Annotated in this window: 19 protein-coding genes, 1 tRNA gene and 1 pseudogene; 12 read left to right on the top strand and 9 right to left on the bottom strand. The window is 70.8% G+C overall.

Going from position 1 to position 19,695, the window contains the following annotated elements; all coding sequences use genetic code 11:
* Position 1: 1 nt before the first annotated feature.
* The 3 genes from AB0H43_RS07400 to AB0H43_RS07410 all read left to right on the top strand — a co-directional run bounded on the left by AB0H43_RS07400 (position 2) and on the right by AB0H43_RS07410 (position 3,428).
* Entirely contained in the window at positions 2 to 1,414 is a 1,413-nt protein-coding gene (locus AB0H43_RS07400; RefSeq protein WP_359997953.1) for a DUF58 domain-containing protein, read from the top strand.
* Positions 1,411 to 1,968 carry a hypothetical protein gene (locus AB0H43_RS07405; protein ID WP_359997956.1) on the top strand — a complete coding sequence of 186 codons (558 nt, stop codon included), beginning with the start codon at positions 1,411 to 1,413 and terminating at the stop codon, positions 1,966 to 1,968. Before AB0H43_RS07400 ends, AB0H43_RS07405 begins: the two co-directional genes overlap by 4 nt.
* 71 nt (positions 1,969 to 2,039) lie before the next feature.
* Complete coding sequence (locus AB0H43_RS07410; protein ID WP_359997959.1) at positions 2,040 to 3,428, top strand: NAD(P)/FAD-dependent oxidoreductase; 1,389 nt, start codon at positions 2,040 to 2,042, stop codon at positions 3,426 to 3,428.
* A gap of 189 nt (positions 3,429 to 3,617) precedes the next feature.
* Here the strand turns inward: AB0H43_RS07410 and AB0H43_RS07415 are convergent, their stop codons facing one another.
* Positions 3,618 to 5,432 (bottom strand): hypothetical protein, encoded by a 1,815-nt coding sequence (locus AB0H43_RS07415; protein ID WP_359997961.1) that lies wholly within the window; start codon positions 5,430 to 5,432, stop codon positions 3,618 to 3,620.
* Between the two features lie 60 nt (positions 5,433 to 5,492).
* On the opposite strand from AB0H43_RS07415, the gene AB0H43_RS07420 reads away from it, so the two are divergent.
* Both AB0H43_RS07420 and AB0H43_RS07425 read left to right on the top strand, forming a co-directional pair.
* A tRNA-Leu gene (locus AB0H43_RS07420) sits at positions 5,493 to 5,573 on the top strand.
* 1 nt (position 5,574) lies between these two features.
* The gene (locus tag AB0H43_RS07425) at positions 5,575 to 5,868 is read left to right on the top strand and encodes a hypothetical protein (protein WP_359997964.1); all 294 of its coding nucleotides are present in this window, start codon (positions 5,575 to 5,577) and stop codon (positions 5,866 to 5,868) included.
* Positions 5,869 to 5,966: 98 nt separating this feature from the next.
* Here AB0H43_RS07425 and AB0H43_RS07430 read toward each other — a convergent pair whose 3' ends face one another.
* From AB0H43_RS07430 to AB0H43_RS07440, 3 genes are read right to left on the bottom strand one after another with little or no spacing between them, the layout of a single operon-like run.
* Positions 5,967 to 7,214, bottom strand: coding sequence for an acetyl-CoA C-acetyltransferase (locus AB0H43_RS07430; protein ID WP_359997967.1), 1,248 nt, complete (start codon positions 7,212 to 7,214; stop codon positions 5,967 to 5,969).
* 38 nt (positions 7,215 to 7,252) lie between these two features.
* Positions 7,253 to 8,047, bottom strand: a complete 795-nt coding sequence (locus tag AB0H43_RS07435; protein ID WP_359997970.1) for an SGNH/GDSL hydrolase family protein — start codon at positions 8,045 to 8,047, stop codon at positions 7,253 to 7,255.
* Complete coding sequence (locus AB0H43_RS07440) at positions 8,044 to 9,177, bottom strand: SGNH/GDSL hydrolase family protein (RefSeq protein ID WP_359997973.1); 1,134 nt, start codon at positions 9,175 to 9,177, stop codon at positions 8,044 to 8,046. The genes AB0H43_RS07435 and AB0H43_RS07440 overlap by 4 nt, the downstream gene beginning before the upstream one ends.
* Positions 9,178 to 9,241: 64 nt before the next feature.
* On the opposite strand from AB0H43_RS07440, the gene AB0H43_RS07445 reads away from it, so the two are divergent.
* The 3 genes from AB0H43_RS07445 (at position 9,242) to AB0H43_RS07455 (ending at position 11,565) form a co-directional block, all read left to right on the top strand.
* Positions 9,242 to 9,640, top strand: a complete 399-nt coding sequence (locus tag AB0H43_RS07445; RefSeq protein WP_359997975.1) for a YkvA family protein — start codon at positions 9,242 to 9,244, stop codon at positions 9,638 to 9,640.
* Positions 9,641 to 9,682: 42 nt separating this feature from the next.
* On the top strand, positions 9,683 to 11,050 hold the full coding sequence (locus AB0H43_RS07450; protein ID WP_359997977.1) for a cystathionine beta-synthase: 1,368 nt from the start codon (positions 9,683 to 9,685) through the stop codon (positions 11,048 to 11,050).
* Positions 11,051 to 11,184: 134 nt separating this feature from the next.
* Positions 11,185 to 11,565 carry a hypothetical protein gene (locus AB0H43_RS07455; protein WP_359997980.1) on the top strand — a complete coding sequence of 127 codons (381 nt, stop codon included), beginning with the start codon at positions 11,185 to 11,187 and terminating at the stop codon, positions 11,563 to 11,565.
* A 257-nt stretch (positions 11,566 to 11,822) separates the two neighbouring features.
* Here the strand turns inward: AB0H43_RS07455 and AB0H43_RS07460 are convergent, their stop codons facing one another.
* Positions 11,823 to 12,314: a MarR family transcriptional regulator gene (locus AB0H43_RS07460; protein ID WP_359997982.1), complete on the bottom strand. Its 492-nt coding sequence runs from the start codon at positions 12,312 to 12,314 to the stop codon at positions 11,823 to 11,825.
* A gap of 69 nt (positions 12,315 to 12,383) precedes the next feature.
* Between AB0H43_RS07460 and AB0H43_RS07465 the strand changes: the two genes are divergently transcribed.
* The gene (locus AB0H43_RS07465; protein ID WP_359997985.1) at positions 12,384 to 12,848 is read left to right on the top strand and encodes a hypothetical protein; all 465 of its coding nucleotides are present in this window, start codon (positions 12,384 to 12,386) and stop codon (positions 12,846 to 12,848) included.
* Positions 12,849 to 12,953: 105 nt separating this feature from the next.
* Here AB0H43_RS07465 and AB0H43_RS07470 read toward each other — a convergent pair whose 3' ends face one another.
* Positions 12,954 to 13,529: a hypothetical protein gene (locus AB0H43_RS07470; protein WP_359997988.1), complete on the bottom strand. Its 576-nt coding sequence runs from the start codon at positions 13,527 to 13,529 to the stop codon at positions 12,954 to 12,956.
* Positions 13,530 to 13,547: 18 nt separating this feature from the next.
* Entirely contained in the window at positions 13,548 to 14,201 is a 654-nt protein-coding gene (msrA, locus tag AB0H43_RS07475) for a peptide-methionine (S)-S-oxide reductase MsrA (RefSeq protein WP_359997991.1), read from the bottom strand.
* Between the two features lie 52 nt (positions 14,202 to 14,253).
* Between msrA and AB0H43_RS07480 the strand changes: the two genes are divergently transcribed.
* The gene (locus AB0H43_RS07480; protein WP_359997994.1) at positions 14,254 to 15,393 is read left to right on the top strand and encodes a cystathionine gamma-synthase; all 1,140 of its coding nucleotides are present in this window, start codon (positions 14,254 to 14,256) and stop codon (positions 15,391 to 15,393) included.
* Between the two features lie 57 nt (positions 15,394 to 15,450).
* Positions 15,451 to 16,839, top strand: a complete 1,389-nt coding sequence (locus AB0H43_RS07485; RefSeq protein ID WP_359997996.1) for an amidase family protein — start codon at positions 15,451 to 15,453, stop codon at positions 16,837 to 16,839.
* A 287-nt stretch (positions 16,840 to 17,126) separates the two neighbouring features.
* On the opposite strand, the pseudogene AB0H43_RS07490 reads toward AB0H43_RS07485, so the two are convergent.
* Positions 17,127 to 17,369 (bottom strand): annotated as a pseudogene (locus tag AB0H43_RS07490) (hypothetical protein); the annotation flags it as partial.
* 80 nt (positions 17,370 to 17,449) lie between these two features.
* Between AB0H43_RS07490 and ilvA the strand changes: the two are divergent.
* Positions 17,450 to 18,661, top strand: coding sequence for a threonine ammonia-lyase (gene ilvA / locus AB0H43_RS07495; RefSeq protein ID WP_359997999.1), 1,212 nt, complete (start codon positions 17,450 to 17,452; stop codon positions 18,659 to 18,661).
* A gap of 63 nt (positions 18,662 to 18,724) precedes the next feature.
* On the opposite strand, the gene AB0H43_RS07500 is transcribed toward ilvA, so the two are convergent.
* The gene (locus AB0H43_RS07500) at positions 18,725 to 19,612 is read right to left on the bottom strand and encodes a hypothetical protein (RefSeq protein ID WP_359998002.1); all 888 of its coding nucleotides are present in this window, start codon (positions 19,610 to 19,612) and stop codon (positions 18,725 to 18,727) included.
* Between the last annotated feature and the right edge of the window lie 83 nt (positions 19,613 to 19,695).

The raw sequence follows: 19,695 nt of genomic DNA on the forward strand, positions 1-19,695 counted from the left end.
CTTGGCGCTCCGACCGGCCGTTCCGCGTACGCCTCCGCCGGCGGCTCCCCCGGAGGAGGCCGCCCAGGACTGGCAGCCGACCCGGGCGCTGGGCCGTGCCCTGCTGCTCGTCGGGCTGCTGCTGGTCGCGGCCGCCCTGTTCGGCCGGGTCGACCTGGTCGTGCTGGCGGTCCCGTTCGCCGTCAGCGTCGCGTGGGGGCTGTCGAGGCGGCCGACCTCCGTGCCCGGCCTCCGGCTGGCCACCAGCGAGGAGTACGCGACCGAGGGCAGCTCGCTGACCACCACTCTCACGATGGCGAACCGCGACGTGGTGGCGTACGACATCGCGGTGGCGCGGACCCAGCACTCGCCGTGGCTGGAGCTGACCGCGGACGGTTCGGGGGCCAAGCCCGACCGCCCGGTGGTGGCGTCGCTGGACCGCAGCGAGGCGGCGGCGGTCGTGCTGGCCGGGCCGGCGAGGCGCTGGGGGCGGCACAGCATCGGCCCGGCGGCGGCGGTCGCGGCGGCCTGCGGCGGTCTGCTGGCCTGCCGCGCGGTCGTGACCGGGTCGCTCGGATTCAAGGTGTTCCCGGTGACGGAGGCGTTCGCCGCCGACGAGGCGATGCCGCGTGCGGCGGGCCTGGTCGGGCAGCATCGTTCCCGGCGGCCCGGCGAGGGCGGTGAGCTGGCCGGTGTCCGCGTCTTCGGGCCGGGCGACCGGCTGCGGCGCATCGACTGGCGCACCACGCTGCGGACGCGGCAGCTGCACGTCGCGCGCACGTTGTCCGACCGCGACGCCGAAGTCGTCCTGGTGCTCGATCTGCTGGCCGAAGCCGGGGCTTCCGGAGGCTCAGGAGCCGGGGAGCCTCTTGGGCGAGCCGCCGGGAGTGCCGTCAGGGCATCCAGCGTGATGGATATCACCGTACGCGCGAGCGCCGCGATCGCCGAGCATTACCTGACCCTCGGCGACCGCGTCTCCATGATCGAGTACGGGTCCGCCGCGCGCCGGTTGCGGCCGGCGTCCGGTCGGCGGCAGTACATGATGGTGCTGGAATGGCTCCTCGACGTCTCCGCCCGCCAGGTCGTACGCGTGCCGGGGGAGAGCCGGATGTCGGCGGCGATCTCGCCGAACGCCCTGGTCGTGGTCATGACGCCGTTGCTGGACGCCCGATCGGCGGACATGGTCGCCGGGCTCGCCCGAGCCGGCCGGTCAGTCGTCACAGTCGACACGCTGCCGCCCGGACTGCACCCGGCCACCGTCGGGGCGTGGACCGGTCCGGCGTACGGGATCTGGCAGCTCGAACGGGCCAACACCATCGGCCAGCTGCGGGAACACGGCGTACCGGTGGTGGCGTGGGCCGGGGCGGGCAGCCTCGACCTCGTCCTGCGAGACGTCGCCCGGATGGCCGGCCGAGCTCAGGGAGCGCGCCGATGACCGTGTACTTCGAGCGCATGCTCACCGCCGTGTCCCGAATCACCCCGGCGACCCTGCTCGCACGGGGGGCCGTCTTCCTCTTCACGCTGGCCGCCCTGGTCATGGCGATTCCGACGTTCTTGTTCGGGCCACGGCCGATCTTGGCAGCGGCTGTCTTGGGGCTGGTCGTCGCGCTCGCGCCGGGCAGCCGGATCGTGACGGTCGTCCTGGGGCTCGCCCTGGTCGGCTGGGGTGCGGCCTGGCTCGGGCGCCTGGCCGAGATCTCGCCGCTCCAGCTCGTCGCCTTCGGCAGCCTGCTCTACCTCGCCCACTCGGCGGCGACGCTCGCCGCCCTCATCCCGTACGACGCGGTGGTCACGCCCGAGGTCTTCATCCGGTGGTACGTGCGGGCGATCGCGATCGTCGCGGCATCGGCTGTGATCTCTCTCGCTCTCCTCGTGGGCGTCTGGGCGCTCGCCCGGTTCAACGGGGCGGCGATCGCCTCGCTGCTCGGCCTCGCAGCCGCGGTCGCCCTGGTCGCGGTGGGGGTCAGGATGGTACGCGCACGCGGCTGACCTGCGTGTGCGTGGTCACAAGTTCCCTTGCTGAATCGGCGCTGACACAAATACGCGGGAAAATAGTTCTCGTGAAGCCTCAGCGCATCCTTGTGGTCGGTGCCGGACATGTCGGGCTCTACGCGGCCCTGCGACTGTCCCGCAAGCTCAGTTCCCGCGAGGCTGAGGTGATCATCGTCGATCCCCAGCCACACATGACCTACCAGCCGTTCCTCCCCGAGGCGGCGGCCGGCAACATCTCCCCGCGGCACTCCGTCGTGCCCCTTCGCCGGGAGCTCAAGAAGTGCAAGATCGTTGCCGGTGAGGTCACCAAGATCTCGCACGGCGCCAAGACGGCGACCGTGCAGCCCTACGTCGGCCCGGCGCTGGAGCTGGAGTACGACCACATCATCGTGGCCCCCGGCAGCGTCTCGCGTACTCTGCCGATCCCCGGCCTGCGCGAGACGGGCGTCGGCTTCAAGACCATCGGCGAGGCCATCTGGCTTCGCAACCACGTGCTCGACCGGCTCGACGTCGGGGCCAGCACCAGCGACCCCGGCGTCCGCCGCCGGGCGCTGACCTTCGTCTTCGTCGGCGGCGGCTTCGCCGGCATCGAGGCCCTGGCCGAGATGGAGGACATGGTCCGCGACGCGATCAACCGGTACTACCCCGAGCTGTCCCCGAACGACGCCCGGTGGGTGCTGGTCGAGGCGGCCCGGCGAATCCTGCCCGAGGTCGGCCCGGAGATGGGCGCGTACACGGCGGAGCAGCTCACCAAGCGGGGCATCGACGTCCGGCTGGACACCCGGCTGGAGTCGTGCGTCGACGGCCTGGTGAAGCTGTCCGACGGCGACGAGTTCGTCACCGACACCCTGGTCTGGACGGCCGGCGTCAAGCCCAGCCCGATGCTGGAGGCGACCGACCTGCCCCGCAACCAGCGTGGTGCGCTCACCTGCCTGCCGACGCTGCAGGTCGTCGACGGCGACCGGATCATCGACGGCGCGTGGAGTGCCGGCGACTGCGCGGCGGTCCCCGACATCACCGGTACGCCCGACCAGAACGGGCAGCTCCCGTTCTGCTCGCCGAGCGCCCAGCACGCCGTACGCCAGGCCAAGCGCATGGCGGACAACATCCGTGCCGCCGTCCGGGGCAGCGCGCTCAAGCCGTACCGGCATAAGCACGTCGGCAGCGTGGCCAGCCTGGGCCTGCACAAGGGCGTCGCGCACGTCTACGGCGTGAAGCTCAAGGGCTGGCCGGCCTGGATGATGCACCGGACCTACCACATGAGCCGGATCCCCTCGACCAACCGGAAGGTCCGCGTGGTCGCCGACTGGACGCTGGCGCTCTTCCTCCGCCGTGAGGTCGTGCCGCTGGGCAGCCTGCACACGCCGCACCAGCCGTTCGACGAGGCCGCCGCGGCGACCCCGCCGCGAGTGGTCACCACGCCGGTTCCCCCGGTACGCGAAAAGGTCGGCGTCTAGCCGGCCGCCTCACAGCGCCGGCCGCCTCACAGCGCCGGCCGCCTTACAGCGCCGTTCCGCCTCACAGCGCTGGATCAGGGATCTCGGTCGAATCTTTCCCCAAGATTCGACCCGGATCCCTGATCCAGCGCTTTCTCGTGAGCCGGCGCTTCTGGTGAGCCAGCGCGTTCGCGGAGGTGAGCGGGCCGCTCAGCGCTTGACGCGCCACACGGTGGCGTCGGCGATGTGCTCGCCCGGACCGAGCAGCCGGTTCATCGTGAGCAGGAGCGCGTCCTCGTGGACCGTGGCGGTGAGCACCACGCAGTCGGCCTTCCAGTACGCCAGGTCGCGGCGCGCCAGCGCCCGATCCGTGTCGTTGACGTCGCGGGCCCGGCCGGTCTTGGCGACATCCGCGATGAGCAGCGACGTCGGGCGCTTGTAGGTGCCGATCGAAGCCCGGCGGGAGCGCCCGTACGGGCCGATGAAGAAGCCCTCCGGCATGCCGAACGCCACGTCGGTGGCGACGGCGTACCGCATGGGCTCCGGCGCCGGTGGGGTGGCGATCGGCACCGGCACGATCACCCCGCCTTCGGGTGCGCACTCCCGCCAGTGTCCTTCGCTGTAGAAGCGGGGGACCGCGGGGCGCTCCGCCGTCGGCAGGGGCGACGGCAGCAACGGCGCCAACGAGGCCACGACCAGCACCGGTACGCCGTACCGCAGGGCCCGGGTCGGCCGGGTGCGTACCTCCTCGATGAGGAGGACGAGCAGGACGGCGATGAGCGGCACGGCCGCCAGCGCGAACCGCATCGGCAGCGCGCCGTCGACGATCGGCAGGCCGTGGATGATCCGGTAGAGCCCCGGAATGCCCGTACGCTCGCGGTCGATCACGATCTGCGGCCCCAGCGACAGCGCGCACATGATCAGCGCCGCGACCGCACAGGCCACCGCGATTGCCTGCCGGCGCAGCCAGACGACGGCGACCACGGTCACGATCAGCAGCGGCCAGCCGAGGAACGTGTTCAGCTCGGTGTAGCCCGTGGACAGCCGGAGACTGTCGGGCGATCCCGCGATCGACAGCGGCGAGAACGCGCCGAAGCTGGCCAGGTCGGCGTAGAAGTAATCGGGGCTGAACGGGCCGTCCGGCACACTCTGCCGCCCGGCGAACTGGGTGAGCAGCGGCCCGGCCAGCAACGCCGCGGCGACGCCGGTCGCCACGCCCAAGCCGGCCAGGAACCGGCCCAGGTCCGCCCGCGATGGTCGCCGCATCACCGCGTACACGAGGGTGATGACGAAGAGCGTGAGCGCCGTGAGGAAGAGCGTCTCCTCGCCGATGAGGACCTGGAGGCTGACCAGGACCGCGAGGATGAGGCCGCTGCCGACCGCGCGGTTGCGCTCACCCGCCTGCGCCGCGCGCCACATCCGCACGACCGCCCAGACCATGGCCGGGACCAGCCATTGGGCCGTGATGTGCAGGTGGGCGTTCGACTGCGAGATCATGCCGGGCGCGAAGCCGCAGAGCGCGGCGCCGACCGTCGAGGCGAACCGCCCGGCTCGCATCGTCCGGGAGAACAGCAGGTACCAGGCGATCGCCGTGCCGGCCAAGTTGATCGGGACCAGCAGGGCGAAGGTGACGGGAGCGCCGAAGATCAGTGTGATCGGGGCCAGCACCGCCCCGAGGGCGATCACCGTCGTGTTGGCGAGCAGGTTCACCCCGTCCGGCGCGTTGAGCCGGTCGGTGACGAGGCTGAAGTCGCCGGTCCAGAGATGGGTGTCGTACGCCAGGAACCACTCGTACAGCGCCTGATCGGTCGGGTTCTGCCCGAGCGCGCGGCCGTGCGGGTCGGCCAGCAGGTCGTGGACGAGCCAGAACGCGAATCCGACGAACGCCGCGATGATCACGACGTCGCGCAGCCAGGGCCGGCGGACCGCCTCGAGCAGGCGGCCGCGCGTTCCCTCGGTGTGCTCGGGAGCCGGAGCCTCCACCGAATCCCGGAGTGGCGTGCGGAGCGGAGCGGTGCGCGTCACGGTGCGACCCTACCGTGACTACGGAGATCCGGTAGTTCTGCGTTACGGTGATTGCGCTGCGCCCAGGTGGTGGAACGGCAGACACGGCTGGCTTAAACCCGGCTGCCGCAAGGCGTGCGGGTTCGAATCCCGCCCTGGGCACGTGGAGAGCGAAACTTTGGCCGGTCAGGCCGACTTGCTCGGCCGGCAGGTGGCGCACTGGACCCCGGCGCGCTGGTCCGGCCGCGGCGACGCCGTGTACGCCCTCGTGCAGCGCCTGGCCGACGCGGCGGCCGCCGCCGAGGGCCAGCCGAGGCGGACGGTGCCCCGGCTCGCCGACACCGTCCTCCCCGACCAGATACGCGTCATCGTCGCCGATCTGCTGGCCGCCGCCCCCGCCGCTTCGGTCGCCGACGCGCTCGCCGCCGACATCCGCGCTACGCGGCTCACCCTGTAACGGTCGCCGCCTGCGTGATCATTGCGCCAGCCATGCTGCTTCGCAGAGCGAATTGCCCCTTTAAACAGCATGGCTGACGCGATGATCAAGCTTGAAGCTCAGCTGAGCCGTTCCAGGATCATCGCCATGCCCTGGCCGCCGCCGACGCACATCGTCTCCAGCCCGATCTGCTTGTCGTGCCACTGCAGCGAGTTGATCAGCGTGTTGGTGATCCGCGCGCCGGTCATGCCGAACGGGTGGCCGACCGCGATCGCCCCACCGTTGACGTTGACCTTGTCGAGCGGCAGCCCGAGTTCCCGGTAGGACGGGATGACCTGAGCGGCGAAGGCCTCGTTGATCTCGGCCAGGTCGATGTCGTCGATCGTCATCCCGGCCCGCGCGAGCGCCTGCTGCGTGGCGCCGACCGGCCCGATGCCCATGATCTCGGGGCTCATCGCGGTGACGCCGGTGCTGATGATGCGCGCCAGCGGCGTGATGCCCAGTTCGCGCGCCTTCGTGTCGGACATGATCACGACTGCGGCCGCGCCGTCGTTGAGCGGGCAGCAGTTGCCCGCCGTGACCCGCCCGTCCGGCCGGAAGACCGGCTTGAGGCCGCTGACCGCCTCCAGGGTCACCCCGGCGCGGGGGCCGTCGTCGCCGCTCACGACCGTGCCGTCCGGCGTCGTCACCGGCGTGATCTCGCGGGCCCAGAAGCCGTCCGCGATCGCCTTCTCGGCGAGGTTCTGGCTGCGTACGCCGAACTCGTCCATGTCGGCCCGAGTGATTCCGTGCAGCTCGGCGAGGTTCTCCGCGGTCTGCCCCATGGCCATGTAGATGTCGGGCAGTTCGCCGTCTTCGCGGGGGTCGTGCCACGGCTCGGCGCCGCCTTGCGCCCGTTGGGCGGTCCGCTGGACGGCCGAGTCGAACTTCGGATTGCGCCACGAGCCGCCGACCAGCGCCTGCGCCTCGGGCGGAAGACCGTCGGAGCTGCCCCGGGCGAACCGGGAGACCATTTCGACGCCGGCCGAGAGGAAGACGTCCCCCTCGCCGGCCTTGATGGCGTGGAAGGCCATCCGGGTGGTCTGGAGCGACGAGGCGCAGTACCGGGTGACCGTCGCGCCCGGCAGGAAGTCCATGCCGAGCAGCGTCGAGACGACCTTCGCCATCTGGTGGCCCTGCTCGCCGCCGGGCATGCCGCAGCCGAGGTAGAGGTCGTCGACGGAACGCGGGTCCAGCTGCGGCACCTTGGCCAGCGCCGCCTGGATGATCGTGGTGGTGAGGTCGTCCGCGCGCAGGTCGCGCAGCGAGCCCTTGACGGCCCGGCCGATGGGAGAACGGGCGGTGGCGACGATGACGGCTTCAGTCATGGCTCCAACCCTACTGGCGAGTAACTAACCTGCCAAGGTCAGGGGAGTGTCGGGCTGACCCCGGCCGCGTGGGCGACCGCGGGGAGCAGGGCGTACGCCCAGACGCGGTAGCCGTCGGCGGACGGGTGGTACCGGTCCTCGCACAGCGTGGCCGGATCGGCCCGGAAGACCGGCCCGGTCTCGGCGCCCAGGTCGACGATCGCACCCCCGGCGGCGTGCACCGCCCGGATCTGGGCTCGGGCGATCCGACGGCCCAGCCATCCGACGATCTGCCGCAGTGGTGGTGCGATCGCGCGGGCGGCGCCCATGTCGGGGCACGTCCCCACGACCACTTCGACGCCTGCTTCGCGGAGACGGCGTACCGCCGCACCGAGATGCGTCGCGGCCTCGCCCGGCGAGCGCAGGCCGATGACGTCGTTCGCGCCGACCAGAATCACGGCCACATCCGGGCGCAGCCCCAGCAGCGCCCGAGCGACCTGGGTGGCGAGGTCGGAGGAGCGGGAGCCGGAGACTCCGACGCTGGACAGGTCGACCCGGCGGCCGGGCTCCCCGCCGACCGGGTTGGACAACAACTCGGCCAGCTGACCGCCGACGGTGTCGGCGACCCGGTCGACCCCTACGCCGAGAGCGGCGGAGTCGCCCAGCATCACCAGACGCAGCGGTGGAGCGGCGTCGGCCCCGATGCTGGCCCGGACGTTGAGCCCCAGCGCGGGCTGGGCGTACGAGCGGCGGCGCGCCATGATCGCCTCGGCGGTCAGCAGCGCGGCACCGCCGACGGTGCCGGCGACCAAGGCCACCACCGTCGCCTTCCCGACCCGCTTGAGCAGGCTCATGTCGACTGTCCCTCCACTCCGTCGCCGCTGACGACCGCTCGATCCGGCGTCAGCTGGGAGGACGCTGGGTCAGCCCCATCGGTCCAGCCGGCCGCCAGGTGATCGGCAGAGGTGGCGTGCCGGCCGTTGGCCCGGGCCGCCGGGTCCTCGACCGGCAGGCGCAGCACCTCCCAGACCCGGTGGCGAAGCTGGGCCCATCGACCGGCCGGGCCGCGATCCCGCCCGCCGACGGAGACCCCGCTGACCTCCGTGCCGGGCAGGCGCACCGCCGCGGCAGCCGCCTCCGGCAGCGACCGTACCCCCTTACCGGTGGTCTGCGCAGCTGGGCGAGCGTCGCCACGGTGCACGGCGGCGATGGCGGTCGGCAGCAGAGCGGCGCTGGCGATGGCGTAGCCCTCAGCGGACGGGTGGAAGCGGTCGCTGCCGAACATGCGCTGCGGCTCGCTCGCGAACCGAGGCCCGAGCAGGTCGCCGAGCGACACCGTCCACCCACCCGCCTCGACGACCGCGACGGTCTGCGCCATGGCCATCTGCCGGCTCCAGTGCCGGGCCAGCCAGCGCAGCGGCGGCCGGATCGGCTGGACCGCACCGAGATCGGGGCATGTTCCGACGACGACCTGACATCCGGACGCCCGCAGTGCGCGTACGGCGTCGGCCAGATAGCGGACCGCGGTGGCCCGGCTACCCGCGTGCGTCACGTCGTTGGCGCCGATGAGGATGACCGCCAGCTGCGCCCCCACCTCGATGGCCGCGTCGACCTGCGGCCGCAGCTGGGCCGAGGTGGCGCCGACCACGGCGAAGGAGTGCGCGACGACCGGACGGCTCAGCCGCCGGGCCAGACCGGTGGCGATCAGCGCGGTGGGGGTCTCCCGGGGGCGGAACACGCCGAATCCGGCCGCCGAGGAGTCGCCGAGCACGACCATCGTCAATTCGGGGCCGTCGTATCGTTGACCGTAGCGCCCGTCCGGACGGGGCGGCGGCGCCTCGGCCAACGGGATGATCCGCTTGGCCTGTTCCGCTTGCGCGTACATCACTCCGGCCGCCACCAGACCCGCGGTGACAGCGAAGCCGCCGCTGTAGGCGACGGCCCGTCCGATGGTCTTGACGGCCTTCTTTCCTGCGGTGCTCATGGCGGACTCCGAGTAACGTGGGGCTCGTACCCTTCGGCGTGTGACTCAAGGTTAGCGAGATCAAATGGGACGGACCATCAGGCGTACCGCAGCCTTCACAGCCTTGTGGAAAGCGGTGACCGCGTCGCATCGCGGTGGACCGGGATTGGCCGACCGGGTGTTCAGCGTGCCGCGGCTGGCCTGGGCCTCGTTGCGGGGTCAGTATGACGGCTCGGGCCGGTTCCTGTTGATGGCATTGGCGACCTTGTACGTGGTGTCGCCGATCGATCTGGTGCCGGAGATCGTGATGGGGCCGCTGGGACTCATCGACGACGGCCTCGTCATCGCCTGGATCGCCGGCGCCTTCCTGTCGGAGACCGACCGCTTCCTGCAGTGGGAACGGGTCTTCCCGAAAGGACGCCGCCGGGAACGCCCGACGAACCCGCGGCCCGGCGACTTCATCGACGGTCAAGTCGTCGACTGATCATCGCGAAATAAGATCATCACCGCGTAATAGGCTCTGGCCATGCGATATGTCGACAACGTTGTTGACCTGATCGGCGACACCCCGCTGGTCCGGCTGCACAGCGTGACCGAGGGTATTCCGGGCGGCGGCCCGATCGTGCTGGCGAAGGTCGAGTACCTGAACCCCGGCGGATCGGTGAAGGACCGCATCGCCACGCGGATGATCGACGCCGCCGAGCAGGAAGGCCTGCTCAAGCCGGGTGGCACGATCGTCGAGCCGACCAGTGGCAACACCGGTGTCGGACTGGCCCTCGTGGCGCAGCGCCGCGGCTACCGCTGCGTGTTCGTCTGCCCCGACAAGGTCAGCGAGGACAAGCAGAACGTGCTCCGGGCGTACGGGGCCGAGGTCGTGGTGTGCCCGACCGCGGTCGCCCCGGAGGACCCGCGCTCCTACTACTCGGTCTCCGACCGGCTCGTCCGTGAGATCCCCGGCGCCTGGAAGCCCGACCAGTACTCGAACCCCAACAATCCGCGGTCGCACTACGAGACGACCGGACCGGAGATCTGGGCGCAGACCGAAGGCCGCATCACGCACTTCGTGGCGGGAGTGGGCACCGGCGGCACCATCTCCGGCGTCGGCCGCTACCTCAAGGAGGCCTCGGGCGGCCAGGTGAAGATCATCGGAGCCGACCCCGAGGGCTCGGTCTACTCCGGCGGCACCGGTCGGCCGTACCTGGTCGAGGGCGTCGGCGAGGACTTCTGGCCGACCACCTACGACAAGAGCGTCTGCGACGAGATCATCGAGGTCACCGACCGCGAGTCGTTCGAGATGACCCGGCGCCTGGCCCGCGAGGAAGGACTGCTCGTCGGCGGGTCCTGCGGCATGGCGGCGGTCGCGGCGATCAAGGTGGCGCGCTCGGCGCCGGCCGACGCGGTGATCGTGGTGCTGCTCCCGGACGGCGGCCGCGGCTACCTCTCCAAGCTCTTCAACGACGACTGGATGGCCCGTTACGGCTTCCTCGCGGCGGAGGGCCCGACCGTCGCCGACGTGCTCGCGGCCAAGGCCGGCGCGATGCCGTCGCTGGTCCACGTCCATCCGACCGAGACCGTACGCGACGCGATCGACATCATGCGGGAGTACGGGGTGTCGCAGTTGCCGGTGCTGAAGGCCGAACCGCCGGTGGTGACCGGTGAGGTCGCGGGCTCGATCGCCGAACGCGACCTGCTCGATGCGCTGTTCGCCGGGCAGGCGCATCTGCACGACATGGTGGACAAGCACACGGCTCCGCCGCTGCCCATGGTCGGTGGCGGCCAGCCGGTCGCCGAGGCGGTCGCGTTGCTGGCCAAGGCGGACGCCGCGATGGTGCTGGTCGACGGCAAGCCGGCCGGCGTACTGACGAGGCAGGACCTGCTCAACCACCTCGCCTAAAGAGAGCGCGTCACCGTTTGGAGCGACCCGTGCGCATTGTGCGCGCGGGTCGCACAGTTTGTCCGAGTGTGACGCTTGACCGAGGCGTTGACTTCCATGTCAGGAGCACACCGCTCCTCCTTGGGGGGGAAGTCGTGATCAGCGTCGCCGAACCTTCAAACCGGGCCACCACCGGTGCGTCCGAGATCCTCGACCCGCTGCTCTGGCAGGACGCGCAGTTCATGCTCGCCCGCCACGCGCCGCGGGACGGGATCGGCACCGACGACGACACCTGTGCCTGGTGCGGCCTGCAATGGCCGTGCCCGCCGAGGCGGCTCGCCGAGCGCGCCGCGGCCGCGTCGACACGGACCTGGCAGCATGCCTGGACCGCGCGACACGACCTGAACAGCCTCCGCGCGCTGCCGAGCGTGCGGGCGCAGTCGGGCGGTCGGAACTCCGGCAGCCTGCTCGGACTCGACGCCCCGCGGGTGGACGAGGTCGGACGGGTCCCCGCCAACCGGGCCCTCTTCGACTAGCCGAACAACGGGCGTCACGTCCCGCCGGACCGTCCCCCGGCAAGGCGGGACCGAACGTCCGGCATAGCGGCGACGCGCCGTGCCCGCCAGCGCGCGCGTCCCGCGAACACCCGCCCGTCGCGGTGATCGGCTGCCTCCGCCGATGTCGACGCCTCCGGCCAGGCGTCGCAACCGCGCCGACGCGGGAAAGTTGGGCGGGAGTACGCGATCAACCGGTTCCCCCGCAGTCCGGTCGCGCTACTCCCGCCCAACGCATGTCAGCGCTTCTTGGCGGGATTCGCGGGGGTCATCGCCCGGAGTCGGCCGATCTGCCGTTCCTGGATGCCGATGGCCCGTTCGAAGAAGTCCAGCAGCAGCTTGAGGTCGGCGTCGGAGTAGCCGGCGATGCTGCGGGTCGAGTCCTCGATCAGGGGCAGCATGACCTGCCAGGCCTGTTCGGCGATCTCGGGCCGGGCTTGGACCACCACCTTCCGGCGGTCGCTCGGGTCGGGCGTACGCGAGATGTAGTCGCTTTTCTCCATCCGGTCCAGCATCGCTGTGACGCTGCCCGTGGTGAGTCCGAGTTGGGTGGCCAGCCGCCCCGGCGCGGTCGGGCCCTCCTGCAGCAGCAGATCCAGGCAGCGCAGGTCGGTGCGGTTCAGGCCGAGGAGCCGGGCGATTTCGTCGTCGCCCTGGTCGACCGCGCGCTGGAAGGCTCTGACCTGCTCGCCCAGGCGTTGTTCAAGATTCTCCCGAGAATCACTTGACATTCGAGTATCTTGTCCTTCAAGCTATAGGTGTCTTGAGAGTCAAGATATCAGAACGTCAAGGGAGTTGCCATGAACACCACCGTCGCCACCGAGCCCGTCCGCGTCGAGGCCTACTCCGACACCGTGAAGAAGCTGGGCGACTGGACGGCCGCCAACCGCTTCGAGGTCCGCGGGCGCAGCGGATACGCGCTGCTGGACCTGCGGTCGCCACGGATCGTCGGCGATGTCGAGATCCGGGTCCACGCCTCGCGCTCCACGATCAAGCTGCTGGTGCCCGAGGACGCCGTGATCGATCAGTGGGACTTGACGTTCCGCGGCCGGGGCACGGTCAAGGACTGGGAGCACACCAAGGGCACGGGTTCCCGCCGCGTACGCCTCGTCGGCGAGATCGAGAACGGTGAGGTCCGCATCGTCCGGGGCGGCATCGCGATCCTGACGGCGATGTTCTCGCGCGAGTTCGTCGACGACTGCGTCCGCGCTCACCGTGCGGGCGGGCGGCCGACCGTGCACGACCCCGCCGACACCCACGCCTGACCTCTCTACGCCGACTGCATGCGGCCGCGCGTTATCCCGGATAACGTCCCCTCGCTCGAGCGGTGAGGGGACGTTTTCGCGGATAACGCGATCGCGCGCCAGTGCCTAGCGTGGGTAGCGCCCGGAGGCCTGGAGCAGATTGCGCCACGGGTCCGGGTCGTCGGTCGGCGGCGACCATCCCGGGCTCGCCCACATCGGCCAGTCCCGGGTGTGCTCCCGCAATCGCGCGCACAGGTCGCTCGGCGGTTCGAACCGCACGCTCAAGCCCTGGCAAACGTCGTACGCGTGCAGGATCAGTTCGAGCCCGGCCCGGGGTGGGAAGTCGGCCGGTCCGCGAACTTCGAGCTGCGGCCGCCGCCAGATCACCGCTCGCGCGTCGGGTTCCGCCGTGCGTACCACGCCGGCCAGAAGGCGCGTCGAAGTCGCGAGCGCTTCGATGAGGACGGCTGGCGTCGCATCGGGCCCCGGCGTGCCCATCCCGTTCGCCGGATAGCCGTCCAGTTTGCGAGAGGCGAGGAAGATCGCCGGGGCGAGGACGGTGTCCACTGTGTGGTCGGCGGTCTGGAGGCAGCTCCAGGTCAACCCGCCGGCCGGAGCCGACCAGTCCCGATCGAGCCCGGTGTTCCAGGCCGTGACCACGAGACCGGTCAGCTCCTCAACATCACCAATCGTGAATGCCACCTGCCCAGTGTGGCTGGGTCAGCCGAGCGTGGCGACCCCGGTCTGGCAGGTCAGCCCGTTCGGGCCGATGCCGCAGTACCCGTCCGGGTTCTTGGCCAGATACTGCTGGTGGTAGTCCTCGGCGAAGAAGTACTGGCCGAGGGGCGCGATCTCGGTCGTGATGTCGTCGAGACCGGCGGCCTTGACCACCGGCGCGAAGCCGTCCCGCGAGGCCAGCGCCTCGTCGAGCTGCGCCGGGGTGGTGGCGAGGATCGCCGAGCGGTACTGCGTACCGACGTCGTTGCCCTGGCGCATGCCCTGGGTCGGGTCGTGGTTCTCCCAGAAGACCTTGAGCAACTGGGCGTAGCTGATCTTGGCCGGGTCGAACACCACCTGGACGACCTCGGTGTGCCCGGTGAACCCGGAACAGACCTCGTCGTAGCTGGGGTTGGTGGTCAGACCGCCGGCGTACCCCACCGAGGTGGAGTAGACGCCGTCGAGCTTCCAGAACAGCCGCTCGGCGCCCCAGAAGCAACCCATTCCGAAGACCGCCGTCTCGAAGCCGGCCGGGAACGGGCCGGTCAACGGCGTACCAAGGACGAAATGGGACGAAGGCACCCGCATCGCCTCGGCGCGACCGGGCAGGGCCTGCTCGGGCGTGGGAAGGTCGAGCATCTTGCGGCGTAGGAACATGAATTACACCTCCGGTGGCATGAACGCCGGTCGGGTGAGAGAAAATCCCAGCATGTCTTACGGATTCGAGACGCTCGCCATCCACGCCGGTCAAGAGCCGGACGAGCGGACCGGTGCGGTGATCCCGCCGATCTTCCAGACCTCCACGTACGCCCAGGACGCGGTCGGCGCGCCCCGGCTGGGCTACGAGTACTCGCGCAGCGGCAACCCGACCCGGGACGCCCTGCAGGAGTGCCTGGCGGCGCTGGAGGGCGGGCGCTACGGGTTGACCTTCGCCAGCGGCCTCGCCGCGGAGGACACCCTGCTCCGGTCGGCTCTGCGACCGGGGGACCACGTGGTGATCCCCGACGACGCGTACGGCGGCACCTATCGGTTGTTCGCCCGGGTGGCGCAGCCCTGGGGCGTACAGTTCACGCCCGCGCGCCTGACCGACGCGGACGCCGTGCGGGCGGCGGTGACCGCGCAGACGAAGATGATCTGGGTCGAGACCCCGACGAACCCGCTGCTGGGCGTCGCGGACATCGCCGCGATCGCGGAGATCGCGCGCGAGGTCGGGGCGATCCTGGTGGTGGACAACACCTTCGCCAGCCCGTATCTCCAGCAGCCGCTGGCGCTCGGCGCGGACGTCGTCGTCCACTCGACCACGAAGTACGTCGGCGGACACTCCGATGTGGTCGGTGGAGCGCTCGTCCTCAACGACGCGGAGCTGCACGACAAGGCGAAGTTCCACCAGAACGCGATGGGCGCGGTGAACGGTCCGTTCGACGCCTGGCTGACGCTGCGCGGGGTGAAGACCCTCGCCGTACGCATGGAGCGCCACTGCGACAACGCGGAGCGGGTCGTCGAGTTCCTCAGTGGACATCCGGCGGTGACGCAGGTGCTCTATCCGGGGCTGCCGGAGCACGCGAACCATGACGTGGCGGCGAAGCAGATGCGCCGCTTCGGCGGCATGGTGAGCTTCCGCGTCGGCGATCTCGCGAAGGCCGAGCGGATCTGCAACAGCACCAAGGTTTTCACCCTGGCGGAGTCTTTGGGCGGCATCGAGTCGCTCATCGAGCACCCGGGTCGGATGACGCACGCCAGCGTCGCGGGCTCGGCCTTGGAGGTCCCGGCCGACCTCGTACGCCTGTCGGTGGGCATCGAGACCCTCGACGACCTGCTGGCCGATCTGGACACTGCGCTGAGTGCCTGACGAGTCACTCCTCCCCGGTAGAGTGTGCGCCACGCACTGCTGGGGAGGAGTGGGTAGATGCCCGAGACGTGGGTCGGCGCGACCGCGAAACAGATCGCGCGCGCGGTGCGTCGCGGTGATGCCTCGGCGACCCAGGTCGTCGCCGATCACCTCGACTACATCCGGGCGAACGACGACCAGGTCCACGCCTTCCGCGCCCTGCGCGAGTCGGAGGCCGCCTTCGAGGCGGCCGAGGTCGACGACCAGCCCGACCTCGGTCACCTGCCGCTCGCGGGCGTTCCGGTCGCGTTGAAGGAGAACACGCCCATCGCGGGCCTGCCGACCTGGCGCGGATCGGCCGCCGCGCGGTCCGAGGTGGCCGAGGCCGATCACGAGGTGGTACGCCGACTGCGCGGCGCCGGCGCCGTCATCGTGGGCGTGACGCGCATGCCGGAGTTGGGGCTCTGGGCGACCACCGACGACGACTCGGCGGTGACCCGCAATCCGTGGAACTTCGAGCGCACCCCGGGCGGATCGTCCGGCGGATCGGCGGCGGCGGTCGCGTCGGGGCTGGTCCCGATCGCGCACGGCAACGACGGTCTCGGCTCGATCCGGATTCCCGCGGCGTGCTGCGGACTGGTCGGGCTGAAGCCGGGCCGGGGCGTGGTGCCGGCGCAGTTGGGCCGCGAGGACTGGTTCGGCCTGGTCGAGCACGGCATCCTCGCCACCACGGTGGCCGACGCGGCCGTCGGGTTCTCCGTGCTCGCTGGGCGCACGCCGGGCAAGCTGGAGCACCCGCCACGGCTGCGGGTCGCCGTCTCGCTTCGCTCGCCGGTCGCGGGCACGGCCGCTGACGCGGCCAACCGCGAAGCCGTCTCGACCGCGACCAACCTGCTCGTCGAGGCGGGTCACGACACCGTCTCGGCCGATCCGGCGTACCCGGTGGGGTTGGGTCTGCGGGGCATGGCCACCTGGTTCGCCGCGGCCTATCGGGACGCCGAGGACGCCGGTCTGCTCGACGCCAAGCTCCAGCCACGGTCCCGACGCCACCTGCGGATGGGCCGCTGGGCCTGGAATCGTGGGCTGATCCGTGAGGAAGACCGCGAAGGTTTCCGGGAGCGGTCGATCGCCTTCTTCGGCGACGGGAACTACGACGTGCTGCTGACCCCGGCGTTGGCGCGTACGCCGTTGCCGGCCCGCTCCTGGTCCGCCCGGGGCTGGCTGGCCAACGTGACCGCCTGTCTTCGCTTCGCGCCGTACGCCGCGCCCTGGAACGTCGCCGGGCTGCCCGCGTTGACCGTGCCGGTCGGCGTACGCCCCGACGGGCTGCCCGCCGCGGTTCAGCTCGTCGGCCCGCCCGGCAGCGAGCTGACCCTGCTGGCCATCGCCGGCCAGTTCGAACTGCTGCACGCGTGGCGTCGGCACGCCCCCGGATTCCCGATCACCGCCCCCGCGCGTACGCGCTGACCGAAGTGTCGGCGGTGGAGAGTCAGAACGGGCGGATGACCATCAACAAAGTGATCACCGCGAAGACCAGGAGGACCAGGAGACCGGCGCCCGCCACGCGTCCGGTGATGGCGTCGAGGTGTTCTTTGAGGCGCAGGTCCTCGGCGGTCGCGGTCAGCGCCGAAGCTTCGGGCTTTGGTCTCGATGACGCCTTCCTCGACCATCCGGGCCGCTTTGCGCAGAGCGGGGACGGCGTAGAAGAAGACCAGCGCGAGGGCGACGACGTAGAGCGTCATCGAGATGATCACCCATGGTGTGCGGAACTCGTACTTGCCGTCGCTGCTGAGCAGAGTGAGGACGCCGAGCAGGGCGGTGAGCACTGTTCCGGCTCCGAAGACGCGGGTCTGGTTCGCAGCCATGCGTACGCCGTCGGCGCTGCGCCGCTGGATGGCCCGACGGCCGATGAACGGTGCTGCCATCAGAGGCCCGACCAGCATCACCGCGCTCAAGACGTGCAACGCCTTCAAGAACGTCATCACAAGAAGGATCATAAGCAGAAAACCGGGCAATCTACGCGACCAGCGGCGGAGCCGACTGAGCCGGTGGACGGGGGCGGTGCGACGATCAGAGCGTGACACCTCATCTCGTCAGCGTCGACGACATCCGGGCAGCCCGGGAGCTGCTGCGGGACATCGCACGGACCACCCCGATCGAGCCCTGCCGGCCGTTGTCGGCCAAGCTCGGCGGGCAGGTCTGGCTCAAGTGCGAGAACCTCCAGCGGGCCGGTGCGTACAAGGTGCGGGGTGCGTACACCCGGATCGCGCGGCTCACCGACGCGGAGCGGGCCCGGGGTGTGGTGGCCGCTAGCGCGGGCAATCATGCGCAAGGGGTAGCCGTCGCTGCGACTGCGCTCGGCGTGAGCGCGACCGTGTTCATGCCTGTCGGCGCGCCGCTGCCGAAGGTCGCCGCGACGAAGGGCTATGGCGCCTCGGTTCAACTCGTCGGAGCGAACGTGGACGAATCGCTGGTGGCCGCCCGGGAGTTCGCGGAGGCCACCGGCGCGATCTTCATCCACCCGTTCGACCACCCGGACGTCATCGCCGGGCAGGGCACGGTCGGGCTGGAGATCCTGGAGCAGGTCCCCGACGTCAAGACGATCATCACCGGGATCGGCGGCGGAGGCCTGATCTCCGGTGTCGCGGTCGCCGTCAAGGCGCTACGGCCCGAGGTGCAGATCATCGGGGTCCAGGCGGCCGGGGCGGCGGCCTTCCCACCGTCCTTGCGGGCCGGTCATCCGGTCCGGCTGGAGCAGCTCAACACGATCGCCGACGGCATCGCCGTCCTCCGCCCCGGCGAGTTGACCTACCAGCACGTCAGCAAACTCGTCGACGAGGTCGTCACGGTCACCGACGAGGAGATCTCGCGAGCCCTGCTCATGCTGCTCGAACGGGGCAAGCTCGTGGTCGAGCCGGCCGGGGGAGTCGGGGTCGCCGCGCTGCTCAGCGGAGTCGTCGAGGTCGAGACGCCGGCGGTCGCGATCCTCTCGGGCGGCAACATCGACCCGCTGCTCATGCTGCGCGTCATCGAGCACGGTCTGTCGCTCGCGGGCCGCTTCCTGCGGTTCACGGTCCGCTGCGCCGACCGGCCGGGCCAGCTCGCGGAGTTGCTCTCGCTCATCGCCCAGCATCGGGCCAACATCGTCGACGTCGCGCACCAGCGCCACGACCCCCAGCTCCGGCTCGGCGAGGTCGCCGTCGCGCTCTCGGTGGAGACACGCGGGTCCGAGCACTCGGATCGCCTGCTGTCCGCGCTCAGATCCAACGGGTACGCCGTATCGGCGTGATCTGAGCCCGGAGACGGTGAAGGCCGCCCCGGCGTACCGGAGCGGCCTTCGTGGATGACGGCGTCAGCTGAGCCGGGTCCGCGGGTGAACCCGGCCGGCGGCCCGTACGCCCGCCACGTTCTGAACGGGCGGCAGGAAGATCTCCGTCACGTTGTACTGGTTGCCGACGATGCCCGAGACGTCCAGGATCACGTGCGTGGTGACGAACGCGTAGATGGAGACCACGTCGATGTCCGCGGCGCCGTAGTAGTTGACACCGGCGAAGACGGAGTTCGCGATCGTCTGGTTGGCGACGAAGTTGATGTTCGAGGCCACCGGGCGCGGCTTCCCGTAGGGGAAGACCGAGAGGTAGCCGGGCTTGACCGGCCCCGTGACGGTCACATTGCCGTGCATCGCGGAGGCGCCGACGGCGATCTTGAGGCCGGTGTTGGCGCCGCTGATCGGGGTGAGCCTGACGTGGACGGTCTGGCCCTCCTTGACCCGGCCCGCCGAGTCGAGAACCGCCTTGTTGATCACCGAGGCCCGGCCGGCCGCGGACCGGGTGTCGAGAATCCGCTCCGGGGCGACCAGCGGCATCGTCATGGTGGACCAGGAGTCGTCGTAGATCGACGCGAGACCGCCGGCGTAGCCGTAGTAGAGGTAGCCGCCGAAGTTGTAGACGCCGCCGTCGACGATGGCGTCGCCGTTGGTCGGCAACTGCTTGGAGGGCAGGACGATGGGTGCCCCGTTGCCCGTGTTGCTCAGCGTCAACGTCGAGGCGTTACTCGAGCTGGTGATACTCGTCGTCGCCGCACCGGCGTCGTTGTCGCCCAGAAGGACGGGGTCACCGGCGGCCGCGTTGGCCGGGGTGGCGGCGACGGCGCTGGCGACACCCGCCGCGCCCAGGCCGGCGGCGACAGTGCTCGCCCGGCGGAGCAGACGGCGGCGGTCGACGGCGTTGTCTTCGGACATAAAGGGGGATCCTCCCGTGCGAGGCTCGCGTTGGCGCGAACGGCAAGCCAGCCTGCCAGGAGGATCCCCTGAGCTTCAATGGG

The organism is Hamadaea sp. NPDC050747, assembly GCF_040654195.1.
GTDB lineage: Bacteria > Actinomycetota > Actinomycetes > Mycobacteriales > Micromonosporaceae > Hamadaea.